The following is a 14,783-nucleotide window of genomic DNA, read 5'->3' on the forward strand; positions in this document are numbered from 1 at the left end:
GTCAGGAGACGAGCGCCCGGCCCTCGGCGAAGGTGACGAGCTCGTCGACGCCCGCGGGGGAGAGGGCGTACCCGATCGCGAGCGCCGCGGCCCCCTGCAGCGCAGCGAACGAGCCGGCCCGGGACTGCGCGATGACGAGGTGTTCGGTGGCGAGCGGCATCGAGCGGGAGTAGACGACCTCGCGGACGCCGGCGAGCAGGTGCTCCCCGGCACGGGTGATCGAGCCGCCGAGCGCGATCACCGAGGGGTTCATCAGCGAGACGCACGTGGCGAGGACCTCGCCGATGTCCCGTCCGGCCTGTCGCACCGCACCGATGGCGTCGAGCTCGGCGCGGTTGACGAGGTCGATGACGTCGCCGCTGGTGTGCACGTCGTGGCCCTTGGCACGGAGCGCGCGGGCGATGGCGGGGCCGGACGCGACCGCCTCGAGGCAGCCGGTGTTGCCGCAGTGGCACGGGACGTCGCCGGCTCGGGACACCCGGACGTGGCCGATGTCGCCCGCGGTGCCCTGCGCGCCACGCTGGAGCTCGCCGTCCGAGACGATGCCCGAGCCGATGCCGGTGGCGACCTTGACGAAGAGCAGGTGGTCGACGTCGGGCCAGCCGTGCTGGCGCTCCCCGAGGGCGGCGATGTTCACGTCGTTGTCGAGCAGGACGTGCGCGGGGACGTGGTCGTGCAGCCACGCGGGGACGTCGAACCCGTCCCACCCGGGCATGATCGGCGGGTTCGCGGGGCGGCCGGTCGAGAACTCGACCGGCCCGGGGACGCCGATGCCGATCGCGACGACGTCCTCGCGGGACCGACCGACCTCGTCGAGCAGGTCGTCGATCGTCTCGACCAGCCAGGTCAGGGTGGGCACGGGGCCGGCGGCGATGTCGACGGCGGCCTCGCGGGTGGCGAGGGGGGTGGCGACCAGGTCGGTCACGGCGACGCGGCCGTGCGAGGCGCCGAGGTCGGCGGCGACGACGAGCCGGGCCCGCGGGACGAGCGCGACCTGGGCGGGGGGACGGCCGCCGGTCGACGCGGCGGTGTGCACGGGGCCGACGAGGCCGACGTCGATGAGCGCGTCGAGGCGCACGGCGATCGTCGAGCGTGCGAGTCCCGTCAGGGCGGCGAGCTCGGCGCGCGTCCGCGGCACACCGTCGCGGAGGATCTGGAAGAGCTCGCTCGTCCCGACCGGAGGCGACGCTGCCGTCCGTGTCAAGTCGACCATGTCGGGAGTGAACCACAGTTCGAACGCGCCACGCAACGAACCTCGTCGAAGCGGTTGCAACTTTTGCTTGACCGCCGACAGAAGGTGGTCATAGTGTGACGCTCGATCAGCGACGATCCATCATCTCGACGAGGAGAACACCCGGTGACCCAACCCCTGTCGGTCCAGCTCTACACCGTGCGGGACGCCCTCTCGGCGGACCTGCTCGGCACGCTCCAGCGCATCGCGGCCATCGGCTACACCGACGTCGAGGCCTTCGGCTTCGTCGACCGCGCCGAGGCCCTCCGCGACGCCCTGGCCGAGGCCGGCCTCCGGAGCCCGAGCGGCCACGCCCGTCTGCTGGACGCCGGCGAGCAGGACCTGGAGCAGATCTTCCACGCGAGCACGACGATCGGCCTCGGCACCCTCATCGACCCGCACATCGACGAGTCGCGCTGGACGACGCGCGAGGACGTCGAGGCCGCCGCCCGCGAACTCAGCGCCCTCGCCCCGCGCGCCGCCGACCACGGTCTGGTGCTCGGCTACCACAACCACGCGTTCGAGTTCTCGAACCGCATCGACGGCGTCTCGGCCTACGAGGTCTTCGCGGACGCCCTGTCCGACGACGTCGTGCTCGAGCTCGACACCTACTGGGTGGCGGTCGGCGGGGACGACCCCGTCGCGGTCATCCGGAAGTACGGCGACAAGGTGCGCTTCCTGCACGTCAAGGACGGCGACGGCTCGCACGACGACAAGCGGCAGGTCGCCGTGGGGAACGGCGTCATGCCGATCCGCGAAATCGTCGCCGCGGCACCCGACGCGCAGCACGTCGTCGAGCTCGACGACCACGAGGGCGACGTCCTGCAGGCCGTCGCCGACTCCTACACGTTCCTCGAGGGGGCCCGCGCATGACCACCACGGACACGACCGCCGACCAGCACGCCGCCGGGGCGACCCGGACCGGCCCCGTCGGCGTCGGCGTCATCGGCGCCGGGGTCATCTCCGATCAGTACCTGTCGAACCTCACGGTGTTCCCCGACCTCGAGGTCCGGTTCATCGCCGACATCGACGAGCCCCGCGCCGCCGCGCAGGCCGAGAAGTGGGGCGTCCCCGGGTCCGGCTCGGTGGCGGAGCTCCTCGCCGACGACGACATCGAGATCGTCGTCAACCTGACCATCCCGGCCGCCCACGTCGAGGTCGCCCTGCAGGCCCTCGCCGCCGGCAAGCACGTGTGGGGCGAGAAGCCCTACGCCCTCGACCGGGAGAGCGCCGCGCAGCTCCGCGACGCCGCTGCCGCCGCCGGGAAGACCGTCAGCGTCGCCCCGGACACGTTCCTCGGCGCTGGCCTGCAGACCGCCCTCCGCACCATCCGCGAGGGTCGGATCGGTACGCCGCTGAACGGGCTGACGCTCTTCCAGAGCCCCGGCCCCGAGTCGTGGCACCCGAGCCCCGAGTTCCTGTTCGCGTACGGTGCCGGCCCGCTGTTCGACATCGGCCCGTACTACATCACGACCCTCGTGCAGGCGTTCGGCCCGGTGGCGAAGGTCACCGCGACGGCGTCGAGGTCCCGTGCCACGCGGACGATCGGATCGGGTCCGAAGGCCGGCACCGAGTTCCCGGTCGACGTGCCGACGAACCACTCCGCGCTCATCCAGTTCGAGGGTGGCGGGAGCGCCCAGAGCGTCTTCTCGTTCGAGTCGGACCGCGGCCGGACCGGCTTCGTCGAGGTCGCGGGGGAGACCGGCACGGTCGTGTTCCCGGACCCGAACGAGTTCGACGGCGACACCCGGCTCTTCGCGCACGGCGCCGAGGAGCCCGAGACGATCCCCGCGGTCGGCTCCACCTACTCGCGCGGGACGGGCGTGGTCGACCTGGCCCGCTCGCTCCGCGCCGGCCAGGACAACCGGGTCCCCGGTGCCCTCGCCTTCCACGTCCTCGACGTGATGGTCTCCATCGCCGAGGCGGCAGAACGTGGCGAGACGGTGCTCGTCCAGAGCACCGTCGAGCCCTCCCCGACCCTCCCCGAGGGCTGGGACCCCGCGGAGCAGACCCTGTCCTGACCGGACGGGGCGCGCACCGCCGCAGGCCGGCACCGACGTCGGCCCGCACGCACACAGCAGCACCCGACACGCACCACCCTCAGCACCATCTCAACGACGAGAAAGTAGAGAGTCATGCGCACTGCCATCCGCGCACTGGCCATCACAGCGGCCGCGGCACTGACCGTGACCGGCCTGGCGGCCTGCTCCTCCGGCGGGTCGTCCGGTTCCTCCGGCGACACGAAGACGCTCACCTACTGGGCGTCGAACCAGGGCACCTCCCTGCAGAACGACAAGGAGGTGCTCACCCCCGTGCTCGAGAAGTTCACCAAGGAGACCGGGATCAAGGTGAACCTCCAGGTCATCGGCTGGAACGACCTGCAGAACAAGATCCAGACCGCCGTCACCTCGGGCCAGGGCCCGGACGTGGTGAACATCGGCAACACCTGGGCGACCTCGCTCCAGGCCACCGGCGCCTTCCAGGAGTTCGGTGACTCGGAGATGAAGGCGATCGGCGGCGCCGACAAGTTCGGCAAGGTCGCACTGTCCACCGGTGGCGCCCCCGGCAAGACCGTCACGAGCGTCCCGCTCTACGGCCTCGCCTACGGCCTGTACTACAACAAGCAGATGTTCAAGGACGCCGGCCTCGAGGCACCCACCACGTGGGAGGACCTCACCGCCGACGCGAAGAAGCTCACCTCGGGCGACAAGTACGGCTTCACGATCGCGGGCGGCTCGTACACCGAGAACTCGCACTTCGCGTTCATCACCTCGGCGCAGAACGGCGGCGAGTGGTTCGACAAGGACGGCAAGCCGACCTTCACCGAGAAGGGCAACGTCGAGGGCATCAAGCGCTACCTCGACCTGATGCAGTCCGACAAGGTCGTCAACCCGTCGAACGCGCAGTACGACAACGGCACGCAGGCGGTCTCGGACTTCGCGAACAAGAAGGCCGCGATGATGCTGACGCAGAACAACGCGAACGCCACCATCACGTCGCAGGGCATGACCACCGACGAGTTCGGTGTCGTCCCCTTCCCGACCACCGCTGACGGCAAGGACATCGCGTCCTTCCCGGCCGGCATCAACCTGTCGGTCTTCAAGAACACGAAGAACAAGGACGGCGCGCTGAAGTTCGTCAAGTACATGACGAGCGCGGACACGCAGGCAACGCTCGACAAGCCGTACTCGGCCCTGCCGGTGCTCGCCTCGGCTGCCGACTCGGTCACCGACGAGCAGACGAAGACGTTCCTCGACATCTACAACAACAAGGCGAAGCCGCTCCCGCTGGTGCCCGCCGAGGACCAGTTCGAGTCGACGGTCGGCAAGGCGATGAACGACATGTTCGCCAAGATCGCCACCGGCTCGACCGTGTCGGAGAGCGACATCAAGTCGGCGCTGCAGACGGCGCAGGACCAGGTCTCCCAGGCCGCCGGTTGATCCGCCTGGAGGCCCGGATCGCGTCCGCCAGGACGCGTCCGGGCCTCCGCCCCCTCGCTGGTGACCCGCGGCACGTCCGTCGGTCCGCACCAGCGGTCCCACACCCGGCCACGCGCCGGGGGTGAGCCGATCGGCTCACGCATGCCGTTCCTCCAGGGCGTCGGCCCGGCTGCTGCCGCAGCCGTCCCGACGGTCCGGGGGACGACGCACCCGATCCCCACCTCGCCGGAAGGCCACCACCCATGTCAACCTCGGTCCTGCCCGACTCCGAGCGCATCGACCTGACGCACACGAAGGGTCCGACGCTGTCGGGCCCGCAGTCGGCCCGCAAGCCGAAGCGTCACTGGTTGCCGTACGCGCTCGTCGCACCGGCGATCCTGTTCGAGCTGCTCATCCACATCGTGCCGATGGTCACCGGCATCTGGATCTCGTTCATCCAGCTCACCAAGTACTTCATCGCCAACTGGGGCGCGGCACCCTTCGCCGGGCTGCGGAACTACCAGGTCGCGATCGACTTCGACCAGGCCATCGGCAAGGGCGTGCTCAACTCCTTCCTGATCACCTGCGGCTTCACGCTCCTGGTGGTCGCGCTGTCGTGGACGTTCGGCATGGCCGCCGCGGTCGCGCTGCAGAAGCCGTTCAAGGGCCGGGGCCTGTTCCGCACGCTCTTCCTCGTGCCGTACGCGCTGCCGATGTACGCCGGGGTCATCACCTGGAAGTTCATGTTCCAGCGCGACTCGGGTGCGGTGAACCACATCCTGGTCGACCAGCTCGGGTTGTTCGGGGGCCAGGCGCCGTTCTGGCTGATCGGGTCCAACGCCTTCGTCTCGGTCGTCGTCGTGGCGATCTGGAAGACCTGGCCGTTCGCCTTCCTCATGCTCATGGCCGGCCTGCAGTCCGTGCCGAACGACGTCTACGAGGCCGCGTCGGTCGACGGTGCGAAGCCGTTCCGCCAGTGGCGTTCGATCACGCTGCCGATGGTCCGCCCGGTCAACGTGACGCTCGTGCTCGTGATGTTCCTCTGGACGTTCAACGACTTCAACACACCGTTCGTGCTGTTCGGCTCGACCGCGCAGCCGCCGGCAGCCGACCTGCTCAGCTTCCACATCTACAACGCGTCGTTCATCACCTGGAACTTCGGCTCCGGCGCCGCGATGAGCGTCCTGCTCCTCATCTTCCTGCTCATCGTCACGGGCATCTACCTCGCCGTGACCAACCGGAGGTCCGTCCGTGCGTGAGACACTCGGCGCCAAGTCGTTCAAGATCATCACGATCGTCCTGCTGACGCTCTTCACCGTCGTCCCGCTCTACGTCATGATCACGACGGCCATGAAGCCGCTCGGCGACGTGCAGAACGACTTCACGTGGATCCCGACGAACATCACCTTCCAGCCGTTCATCGACATGTGGTCGACCGTCCCGCTGGCGAAGTACTTCGTCAACTCGCTGGTCGTCTGCACCGTCGCGACGCTGTTCTCGCTCGTCATCGCGACGTTCGCGGCGTACGGCGTCTCGCGCTGGAACTTCAAGGGCAAGAGCACCTTCACCACCGCGGTGCTCTCCACCCAGATGTTCCCCGGCGTGCTGTTCCTGCTGCCGCTGTTCCTCATCTTCACGAACCTCGGCAACGCCCTCGGCATCCAGCTGGTCGGCTCGTGGCTCGGCCTGATCATCACGTACCTGACGTTCACGCTGCCGTTCTCGATCTGGATGCTGTCCGGCTACTTCGAGACCATCCCGCGCGAGCTCGACGAAGCCGCGATGGTCGACGGGTCCGGCCCGATGGGCGCGCTGTTCCGCGTGATCCTGCCGTCGGCCCGACCGGGTCTGGTCGCGGTCGGCATCTACTCGTTCATGACGGCGTGGGGTGAGGTGCTGTTCGCCTCGGTCATGACGAACGGCGACGGGCAGCTGCTGGCGAACGGCCTGCAGCAGTACTCGACGCAGACGAACGTGTACTGGAACCAGATCATGGCGGCCTCGCTGGTCGTCTCGATCCCGGTCGTGATCGCGTTCCTCATCGTGCAGCGGCAGTTCGTCGCCGGCCTGACCGCGGGCGCGGTCAAGTAGCACGCCCTCGCAGGAGCGACGGCCCCGGCGTCCACCGCCGGGGGCCGTCGCTCTCGCACGTCCGGAGAGGATGGAACCATGACCGGGACCCGAGGGCGGCAGCTGCTGCCCGGACAGACCAGCCGCGTGCACGTGTACGACCTGGCGTCGCGGACCAGCCGGCTCGTGTTCGCGTCGTCGTCACTGCTCGTCGAGGCGCCGAACGTGCTCGACGAACGGACGCTCGTGCTGAACGGCGACGGCGACCTGTGGCTGCTCCGGCTGCCCGACGACGGCACCGTGCTCGACGAGACCGCGTTGGTCCGTGTGCCGATGGACGGCGTCGACGAGATCAACAACGACCACGTGCTCGACCCGGCGGGCGGCTCCGTCGTGGTGAGCGCCCGCGACGGCGAGCTGTACCGCGTGCCGCTGCCCGACGGCGGACCGACCACCCGCATCACCGACGTCGCCGCGGCGCTCCCCGTGCGCCGGAAGTTCTACCTGCACGGCATCGCCCCCGACGGGTCGTCGCTCGCCGCGATCGTGGGGGAGCTGTCCGAGGACGGCGTCTGGACCACCGACGTCGCCCTCGTCGACCCGGCCACGGGCGAGCCGACCTTCCTGACGCGCGACGGACACCCGGACGACGGCTGCACGGTCACGCCCGACGGCGGGACGGTCCTGTGGAACACCGAGCGGTTCACGCCGGGCACCGCGCAGCTCGCGGCCGTCCGGCTCGACGGCGGGGACCCGGTGCGGATCACGGCCGACGACCGGGTCGACTGGTTCCCGCACCTGTCACCGGACGGCGCGCACCTGCTGTACCTGTCGTACGAGCCCGGCGTCCAGGGGCACCCCGCCGACCACCGGGTCGAGCTCCGGCTGCTGCCCGGGTCGCTCGTCCGTGGTGCCCGGATCGCCGTGGTGCCGGAGACGCTCGTGGCGCTCGACGGGGGTCAGGGCACCGTGAACGTGCCGCCGTGGTCGCCGGACTCGACGTGGTTCGCGTACTGCGACTACCCGGTCGCGGGGTAGGACGGCCCGGCCGGGTCAGCCGGCGTCGCCGTAGGTCCGGCGCAGGTGTTCGGCGTAGCCGCCGGGCGTCCGGCCCGCGAACCGGCCGCTCGTCACCACGGGGAGGTCCTCGGTGTCGCGCACCCGGAAGCCGAGGGCCCGGGCCCGCGCGACGAGCCGGACGTCCTCGTGCTCGGGGACGGGGTCGAAGCCGCCGACGGCGGTGTCGACGTCCGCGCGCACGCCGAGGTTCGCGCCGTGCACGTGCCCGAGCGTCGCACCGGGCGGGTGTGCTGCCCGCCACCGGGCCAGGACGTCCGCGTCGAGGTCGTCCGCGTCGGGGACCACCGCGCCGACGAGCACGTGCGCGCCGTCGGTGAGTGCCGCGAGGTGCTGCCGCAGCCAGTCGGGGTCGACGCGCGAGTCCGCGTCGGTGTGCGCGAACCAGTGGCCCGCCGGGGCGACGGGGTCGGTGGCGGCCGTCGGGAGCGGCGTGCGTCCGGCGCCGAGCACCCGCGCGTGGGCGACGCCGAGCGCCCGAGCCCGCCCGACGCCCACGTGCGCGGAGGCCAGGACGTGCAGCGTCCGGTCGTCCCAGGTGGCGTCGGACGACCTGGCCGCGGCGACCACGGCGGCCGTGCCGTCCGTGCAGCCGTCGAGCACGAGGGTGACGCCGACCCGGACCCCGGGCGACGCCGCGCGCACGGCACGGACGGCGTCCGCGAGGGCGGACAGACAGCGTCCGACGGCGGCCTCCTCGTCGTGCACGGGCACGACGACGTCCACCCGGCGGGGCCAGACGGGGTCGGTCCGCGCGGGCACGGCGACCGCGGTCCGCCCGGTCACGGGGCGAGTCCCTCGGTGCGGGCGACGGACCGCACGTCGGGCCCCGGGAACACGCTGAGCACGAAGTCGTCCTCGACGTGGTGGACCAGCCGCGGCCGGGGCCAGCGTGCGCCGATCCGTGCGTCGACGGTGTCCCCGTCGGAGACGGCCTCGTCGTCGGGGTGCCGCCAGTGGCAGGTCACCAGCACCCCGTCGTCGTCGAGCGAGCCGAGCACGCGGTCCACGGTGCGGTCGAGGTCGTCCGGGGACAGGTAGTAGCCGACCTCGGACAGGACCACGAGGTCCCACCGGCCCGCCGGCCACTCCGCCGGGAACGCGGCCTGCTCGAACCGGGCCGCGGGCGCACGACGCCGTGCGCGGTCGAGCGGTGCCGCGGCGATGTCCGTCCCGAGCACGGCGTCGGCACGCTCGGTGAGCGCAGCGGTGAGCACCCCGGTCGCGCACCCGAGCTCGAGCGCCGACCGGAACCGTTCGCGGGGGAGGGCGGCGAGGGTGACGGCACGCTTCCGGCGCTCGTACCAGGACCCGTCGAAGTCCCACCCCTCGGGCTTCCGGGCGTAGTGCTCGTCGAAGGACGCCCGCGAACGGGACGACGGGACGGTGGCGTCGGCGAGGGTGGCGTCGGCGTCGGCGTCGTCCGTGGCCGGGTCCGGCACGAAGAACCACTCCTCGGCCCGCAGGTGGTGCGCCGCGTGCCGGTCGTCGACGACCGCCTCGTCGCCCGGCGCGGGGGAGAGCGGCTCTGTCTGCGACGGGTACGCCGCCAGCGCCCGGGCCTTCCGGTCGCGCACGGCAGCGTCGAGCGGGAGCACCCGTGCCCGCTCCCACGGTGCGGCGGGGGCGTCCGGGGTGTCCCAGTGCCAGGTCCACACCGGGTACGACAACAGCGCGGTGCCGGGGGTCGCGGCGACGAGCTCCTCGGCGACCTCGCCGGCGATCCGGTGGTCGCGGTGACCGTCCCCGCGCCACGGCGCCACGACGAGCGTCGGTCGGGCCGCCCCGGCGAGGCGTGCCGCGAGGGCACGACGGAGCTCGTCGCGGTGCTCGCGGAGCCCGCCGTCCGGGACGGTCAGCTCGGTGGCGCTCGCCGCGGGGTGCAGCGTGCCGAGTGCGGCGCGGAACTCGGCACGTCGCCGGGTCACGAGTGCGTCCGGCGTCGTCGTGGGGGAGTCGGGGTGGGAGCCCTCGCCCGCGGTCACGAGCAGCACGTGGACGGGGGTGCCGGCGTCGGCCGCGGTCGCGATCAGCCCGCCCGCGCCGAGGGTCTCGTCGTCGGGGTGCGGAGCGACGACCACGACCGACCCCACCCCGGCGAGGTCGACGGTCGCGGCACCGACGCCGGCCAGGAACGTCGTCCACGCCGCCGGGTCGGTCCCGGGCTCGCGGTGGTCGAAGCTCACCACGCGACACCGCCGCGCTCGAGGACGATGCGGCCGACGCGGGCGAGGTCACGGTCGCCGTGGTCCTGGAGCACGTAGAGCTCGAGGTCGGCGACCCGCGCCGCGACCGCGGGGTCCTGTGCGAGCGGACCGGGTCCGATCGTCCGGACGACGCGCTCGCGCACCCGGTCGGCCGCGCGACGCACCCGCGACCGGACGGTCTGCGCGAGCAGCGGCCAGTCCGGCTCCGCGCCGGGCGCGCCACCCGCGACGACCGCGTCGATGCGGGCCGCGGCGGTGGCGACCGCGTCCTCGGCGTCCTCGAGGTCGAGGACGGTGGCGCCGAGCGCGGCCTGCAGCAGCTCGCTCTCCGGGCGGGCCCGGGCGAGGTCGCGGAGCACCCGTGCGAGTCCGACCGTGCCGCCCCACCAGCACGCCGCGACGCCGATCCCGCCCCAGGCGAACCCGGGACGACGGAGGTACCAGCCGGGTGCCCCCACTGTCTGCGCGGCGACCCCGACGAGGTCGACCGGTCCGCTCGGGACGTCCGGCATGCCGCGGGCGACCCAGGCCTCGTCGTGCACGGTGACACCGCCCTGGCGCAGCTCGACCGCGACGAGCACCCGTTCGTCGCCGAGGTGCGCCGTGACGAGGGCGTGCGAGAGCGACGACGCGAGCGAGCACCACGGCTTCGTCCCGTCGAGCACGACCGCGGTGCCGGAGGGCACGGCAGGCGACGGTCCCGGCGGAACGTCCCGGTCGGCGGACGACACCGTCGCGCCGAGCCGGAGCCCGGGCGCCTCGGCCGCGAACACGCCCCACGACGACCCGGCCGGGGCGGCGACGCCGGCCTGCGCGAGGATCGCGAGGGCGTCGAGGTGTGGTTCGAGGACCCGCGCCGCCTGCACGTCGGCCGCGGCGACCGCCGCGAGCGTCGCGAAGGACGCGCCGGCCGTGCCCGCGGACAGGAGCGGGGCGGTGGCGCCGAGCGCCCGGACCACCGCGAGCCGGTCCGCCGGGGCCGCACCGGGCCTCCCGCCCGGTCCCGCGACCGCGGTCGCGGCCCGCACCGCCCGTCCGACCGCTTCGGTGTCGACGTCCTGGGCGGACGGGGGCCAGGCGGGGGATCGCAGCACGCCGCCACGCTACGGAGCGCTCCCCGGGTGCCCTCACGGCGCCCGGCGGGGAGTCGACGGGTGATCCACAGAGCGCGGACGGTTCCTCCACAGTGTGCTCATAGGAAACCCTCGACACTGGGAGTGTGACCATCTCCCAGCCCACCGCAGCCCCGCGCCTCACCCGTGCCGACGGTTCCCCGTTGCGCATCCTCGTCGTCGACGACGAGGCCAGTCTCACCGACCTGCTCTCGATGGCGCTCCGGTACGAGGGCTGGGAGGTCAAGAGCGCGAACGGCGGGCAGGAGGCGCTGGCCACCGCGCGCGAGTTCCGGCCCGACGCGATGGTGCTCGACGTGATGATGCCCGACCTCGACGGCCTGCAGGTGCTCGCCCGGCTCCGGCAGAACGACGACGACACCCCGGTGCTGTTCCTCACCGCCAAGGACTCCGTCGAGGACCGCGTCTCCGGGCTCACCGCGGGCGGCGACGACTACGTCACGAAGCCGTTCTCGCTCGAGGAGGTCGTCGCGCGGCTCCGCGGGCTCGTCCGCCGCTCGCAGATCTCGGTCTCCGAGGCCGGGGACTCCCGCATCGTCGTCGGGGACCTCGTGCTCGACGAGGAGTCCTACGAGGTGTCCCGGGCCGGCCGCCCGATCGAGCTGACGGCCACCGAGTTCGAGCTCCTCCGCTTCCTCATGCGCAACCCCCGCCGGGTGCTCAGCAAGGCGCAGATCCTGGACCGTGTGTGGTCGTACGACTTCGGCGGCAAGTCGAGCGTCGTCGAGATCTACATCTCCTACCTGCGCAAGAAGATCGACGCCGGCGAGACCCCGATGATCCACACCGTGCGCGGTGTCGGGTACGTCATCAAGCCGACCTCCTGAGGGCGCACCCGTGACCCTCCGCCGCCGGCTCGTCCTGGTCACCGTCGCGCTCGCGGTCGCCGTCAGCACCGTGATCGGCGCGGGCAGCATCATCGCGCTCGCCTCGATCCAGCGGTCCGCCATCGACCACCAGCTGCAGTACGCGACGAACCGGGCGCAGCGCTCCGTCGAGCAGCAGGGGCCGAACGGGCCCGGACTCGACATCGCCCGGCCGAGCGGGCAGGCAGCGGGGACGCTCACGGCCTACTTCCTCAACGGCGACGTCGTGGTCGGCAGCGTCATCGACAACGCCGGCGACCTCGGACGGCTCAGCAGCGACGTGGTCCGACCGCTCGGCACGGTCACGGTCGACGGTCGGGCGCACACCGTGGACCTCGGCGGGGACCTCGGGCGCTACCGGGTCACGGCCGCGCCGGTCGGCCCCGCCGTGCTCGTCGTCGGCCTGCCGATGACCCCGGTGTACGAGAGCGTCGGGAAGCTCCTCGTGGTGGTGCTCGTCGTGACCGTGCTGGCCCTGCTCGCAGCCTCGGCCGTCGCCGCGCTCGCCGTCCGCCGCTCCCTGCGGCCGCTCGACCGGGTCGCCGAGACCGCCTCCGCGGTGGCACGGACGCCCCTCGACCGCAGCGACGTGCTCGACGGCGTGCGCGTCCCCGACACCGACCCGCGCACCGAGGTCGGACGGGTCGGCACCGCGTTCAACCGCATGCTCGGCCACATCGGCGCCGCGCTGCAGGCCCGGGAGCGGTCCGAGCAGCAGGTCCGGCAGTTCGTCGCCGACGCCTCGCACGAGCTCCGCACGCCGCTCGCCTCGGTGCGCGGGTACGCCGAGCTCACCCGTCGCATGGGCGGGGACCTGCCGCAGGACGTCGTCTACGCGATGGGCCGGATCGAGAGCGAGTCGATCCGGATGACCTCGATGGTCGAGGACCTGCTGCTGCTCGCTCGCCTCGACGAGGGCCGCGAGGTCCAGTTCGCCGAGGTCGACCTCACCGGCCTCGTGCTCGACGCGGTGAACGACGCCCACGCGGCCTCGCCGGCGCACGCGATCGCCGTCGACGTCCCGGACGAGCCGGTCGTGGTCCCCGGCGACGCGGCCCGGCTGCACCAGGTGGTCGTCAACCTCGTCACGAACGCACGGACCCACACCCTGGAGGGCACGCGGATCACCGTCGGCCTCACCCCGGTCGGAGCCGGCGCCGGGGGCGGCGTCGACCTGACGGTCCGGGACGACGGGCAGGGCATCGACCCCGCGTTCGTGCCGAAGCTGTTCGAGCGCTTCGCCCGGGCCGACAGCTCGCGGTCGCGGAGCGCGGGGTCGACCGGGCTCGGGCTCGCGATCGTGGACGCGGTCGTGCAGGCGCACGGCGGCTCGGTCACGGTGACGAGCGAGCCGGGCGACACCGTGTTCACGGTACACCTGCGCGCGGTGCGGCCGGGCGCTGGTGGGGCCGCGGACGCGCGCGACGCGGTGGCGTCGGACACCTGACGGACGGGAGGCGCGGGGCGGCGCCGCCACGGGCCTCCCGTCCGGCCGGTGGTGGGGTTCCGGCGCGGGCCTGCGTCGGGTGGTTGGGTGCGGTGCCGGTCCTGTGGTACCGTTCTCGAAGCCAAAGACCGCCGGTCGTCTGTGCGCTTGCGCGCAGACCGAAGGTCCTCACTCGTGAGGAAGCCAGCGCAGGTGTTCCGAACCACTCCTACCGTTCGCGGGGGAGCAGCTCCGAGCCTCTGCGCCGGGGCTTTCTTCATGTGTGCAGGTCCTGGGGCTAGCCGGCAAGAACCCCAAGGAGAACCATGGCGAACAAGGAAGCTGCGGTCGCCGAGCTCACGGATGCATTCCAGAGCTCGAACGCCGTTCTGCTCACCGAGTACCGCGGTCTCACGGTCGCGCAGCTCAAGGAGCTCCGCAACTCGATCCGTGAGCACGCCACGTACGCCGTGGTGAAGAACACGCTGACCAAGATCGCGGCGAACAACGCCGGCATCACGTCGTTCGACGACGAGCTCGCCGGTCCGTCCGCTCTCGCCTTCGTCCACGGTGACACCGTCGCCGTCGCGAAGTCGCTGCGTGCATTCGCCAAGGCGAACCCCCAGCTCGTGGTGAAGGGCGGTTACTTCGACGGTAACCCGCTCACCGCGACCGAGGTGGACAAGCTCGCCGACCTCGAGTCCCGTGAAGTCCTGCTCGGCAAGCTCGCCGGCGCCTTCAAGGCCTCGCTGTTCGGTGCTGCGTACCTGTTCCAGGCACCCCTCTCGCAGGCCGTCCGCACCGTGGACGCCCTTCGCGAGAAGCAGGAGTCCGCGGCCTGACCAGGCACGCGTTCATCAACCACACGTACTAGCTAGTAGTAGGAGAAAATCATGGCGAAGCTTTCGCAGGACGAGCTCATCGAGGCCTTCAAGGAGCTCACGCTCATCGAGCTCTCGGACTTCGTGAAGAAGTTCGAGGAGGTCTTCGAGGTCACCGCTGCTGCCCCCGTCGCGGTCGCCGCGGCCGGTGGCGCTGCTGCCCCCGCCGAGGAGGTCGAGGAGAAGACCGAGTTCGACGTCGTGCTCAAGTCGGCCGGTGACAAGAAGATCCAGGTCATCAAGGAGGTCCGTGGCCTCACGTCGCTCGGCCTGGGCGAGGCCAAGGCGCTCGTCGAGACCGCCGACGCCAAGGTGCTCGAGGGCGTCAACAAGGAGACGGCCGACAAGGCGAAGGAGGCCCTCGAGGCCGCCGGCGCCACGGTCGAGCTCGCGTAGTTCCGACCTCACGGTCACGAAGGCCGCTGCCCCTCGGGGTGGCGGCCTTCGTCGTGTGCGGGGGCGGGGTGGTGGTG

General features: G+C 72.0%; 14 protein-coding genes. 10 read left to right on the forward strand and 4 right to left on the reverse strand.

Going from position 1 to position 14,783, the window contains the following annotated elements:
- Nucleotide 1: 1 nt before the first annotated feature.
- Nucleotides 2-1,213 carry an ROK family transcriptional regulator gene (locus tag BEP24_RS04735; protein WP_171898724.1) on the reverse strand — a complete coding sequence of 404 codons (1,212 nt, stop codon included), beginning with the start codon at nt 1,211-1,213 and terminating at the stop codon, nt 2-4.
- 144 nt (nt 1,214-1,357) lie between these two features.
- Here BEP24_RS04735 and BEP24_RS04740 point away from each other — a divergent pair, with 144 nt between their 5' ends.
- The 6 genes from BEP24_RS04740 (at nt 1,358) to BEP24_RS04765 (ending at nt 7,758) form a co-directional block, all read left to right on the forward strand.
- Nucleotides 1,358-2,104, forward strand: a complete 747-nt coding sequence (locus BEP24_RS04740; protein ID WP_065960807.1) for a sugar phosphate isomerase/epimerase — start codon at nt 1,358-1,360, stop codon at nt 2,102-2,104.
- Nucleotides 2,101-3,252 (forward strand): Gfo/Idh/MocA family oxidoreductase, encoded by a 1,152-nt coding sequence (locus BEP24_RS04745; protein WP_065960809.1) that lies wholly within the window; start codon nt 2,101-2,103, stop codon nt 3,250-3,252. Before BEP24_RS04740 ends, BEP24_RS04745 begins: the two co-directional genes overlap by 4 nt.
- A 114-nt stretch (nt 3,253-3,366) precedes the next feature.
- On the forward strand, nt 3,367-4,671 hold the full coding sequence (locus tag BEP24_RS04750) for a sugar ABC transporter substrate-binding protein (RefSeq protein ID WP_065960810.1): 1,305 nt from the start codon (nt 3,367-3,369) through the stop codon (nt 4,669-4,671).
- Nucleotides 4,672-4,913: 242 nt separating this feature from the next.
- Entirely contained in the window at nt 4,914-5,909 is a 996-nt protein-coding gene (locus tag BEP24_RS04755; RefSeq protein ID WP_139197544.1) for a sugar ABC transporter permease, read from the forward strand.
- The gene (locus BEP24_RS04760; protein WP_065960812.1) at nt 5,902-6,741 is read left to right on the forward strand and encodes a carbohydrate ABC transporter permease; all 840 of its coding nucleotides are present in this window, start codon (nt 5,902-5,904) and stop codon (nt 6,739-6,741) included. The genes BEP24_RS04755 and BEP24_RS04760 overlap by 8 nt, the downstream gene beginning before the upstream one ends.
- 78 nt (nt 6,742-6,819) lie before the next feature.
- Nucleotides 6,820-7,758, forward strand: a complete 939-nt coding sequence (locus BEP24_RS04765; protein WP_065960814.1) for a hypothetical protein — start codon at nt 6,820-6,822, stop codon at nt 7,756-7,758.
- A gap of 15 nt (nt 7,759-7,773) precedes the next feature.
- Here BEP24_RS04765 and BEP24_RS04770 read toward each other — a convergent pair whose 3' ends face one another.
- Genes BEP24_RS04770 through BEP24_RS04780 form a run of 3 tightly spaced genes read right to left on the reverse strand, consistent with a single transcriptional unit; the run spans nt 7,774 to nt 11,098 of the window.
- The gene (locus tag BEP24_RS04770; RefSeq protein WP_253181567.1) at nt 7,774-8,583 is read right to left on the reverse strand and encodes a glycosyltransferase family 2 protein; all 810 of its coding nucleotides are present in this window, start codon (nt 8,581-8,583) and stop codon (nt 7,774-7,776) included.
- Complete coding sequence (locus BEP24_RS04775) at nt 8,580-9,983, reverse strand: bifunctional PIG-L family deacetylase/class I SAM-dependent methyltransferase (protein WP_253181568.1); 1,404 nt, start codon at nt 9,981-9,983, stop codon at nt 8,580-8,582. Before BEP24_RS04775 ends, BEP24_RS04770 begins: the two co-directional genes overlap by 4 nt.
- Nucleotides 9,980-11,098, reverse strand: coding sequence for a hypothetical protein (locus BEP24_RS04780; protein WP_141693350.1), 1,119 nt, complete (start codon nt 11,096-11,098; stop codon nt 9,980-9,982). Before BEP24_RS04780 ends, BEP24_RS04775 begins: the two co-directional genes overlap by 4 nt.
- A gap of 131 nt (nt 11,099-11,229) precedes the next feature.
- Between BEP24_RS04780 and BEP24_RS04785 the strand changes: the two genes are divergently transcribed.
- The 4 genes from BEP24_RS04785 to rplL all read left to right on the forward strand — a co-directional run bounded on the left by BEP24_RS04785 (nt 11,230) and on the right by rplL (nt 14,706).
- The gene (locus tag BEP24_RS04785; RefSeq protein WP_216093104.1) at nt 11,230-11,964 is read left to right on the forward strand and encodes a response regulator transcription factor; all 735 of its coding nucleotides are present in this window, start codon (nt 11,230-11,232) and stop codon (nt 11,962-11,964) included.
- Nucleotides 11,965-11,974: 10 nt separating this feature from the next.
- Entirely contained in the window at nt 11,975-13,450 is a 1,476-nt protein-coding gene (locus tag BEP24_RS04790) for a HAMP domain-containing sensor histidine kinase (RefSeq protein WP_065960819.1), read from the forward strand.
- Nucleotides 13,451-13,755: 305 nt separating this feature from the next.
- A complete protein-coding gene (gene rplJ, locus BEP24_RS04795) occupies nt 13,756-14,271 on the forward strand; it encodes a 50S ribosomal protein L10 (protein WP_058741931.1) in 516 nt (171 codons plus the stop codon).
- Nucleotides 14,272-14,322: 51 nt separating this feature from the next.
- Nucleotides 14,323-14,706 carry a 50S ribosomal protein L7/L12 gene (rplL, locus tag BEP24_RS04800; protein WP_065960820.1) on the forward strand — a complete coding sequence of 128 codons (384 nt, stop codon included), beginning with the start codon at nt 14,323-14,325 and terminating at the stop codon, nt 14,704-14,706.
- Nucleotides 14,707-14,783: the final 77 nt, after the last annotated feature.

The organism is Curtobacterium sp. UCD-KPL2560, from assembly GCF_001705035.1.
GTDB lineage: Bacteria > Actinomycetota > Actinomycetes > Actinomycetales > Microbacteriaceae > Curtobacterium.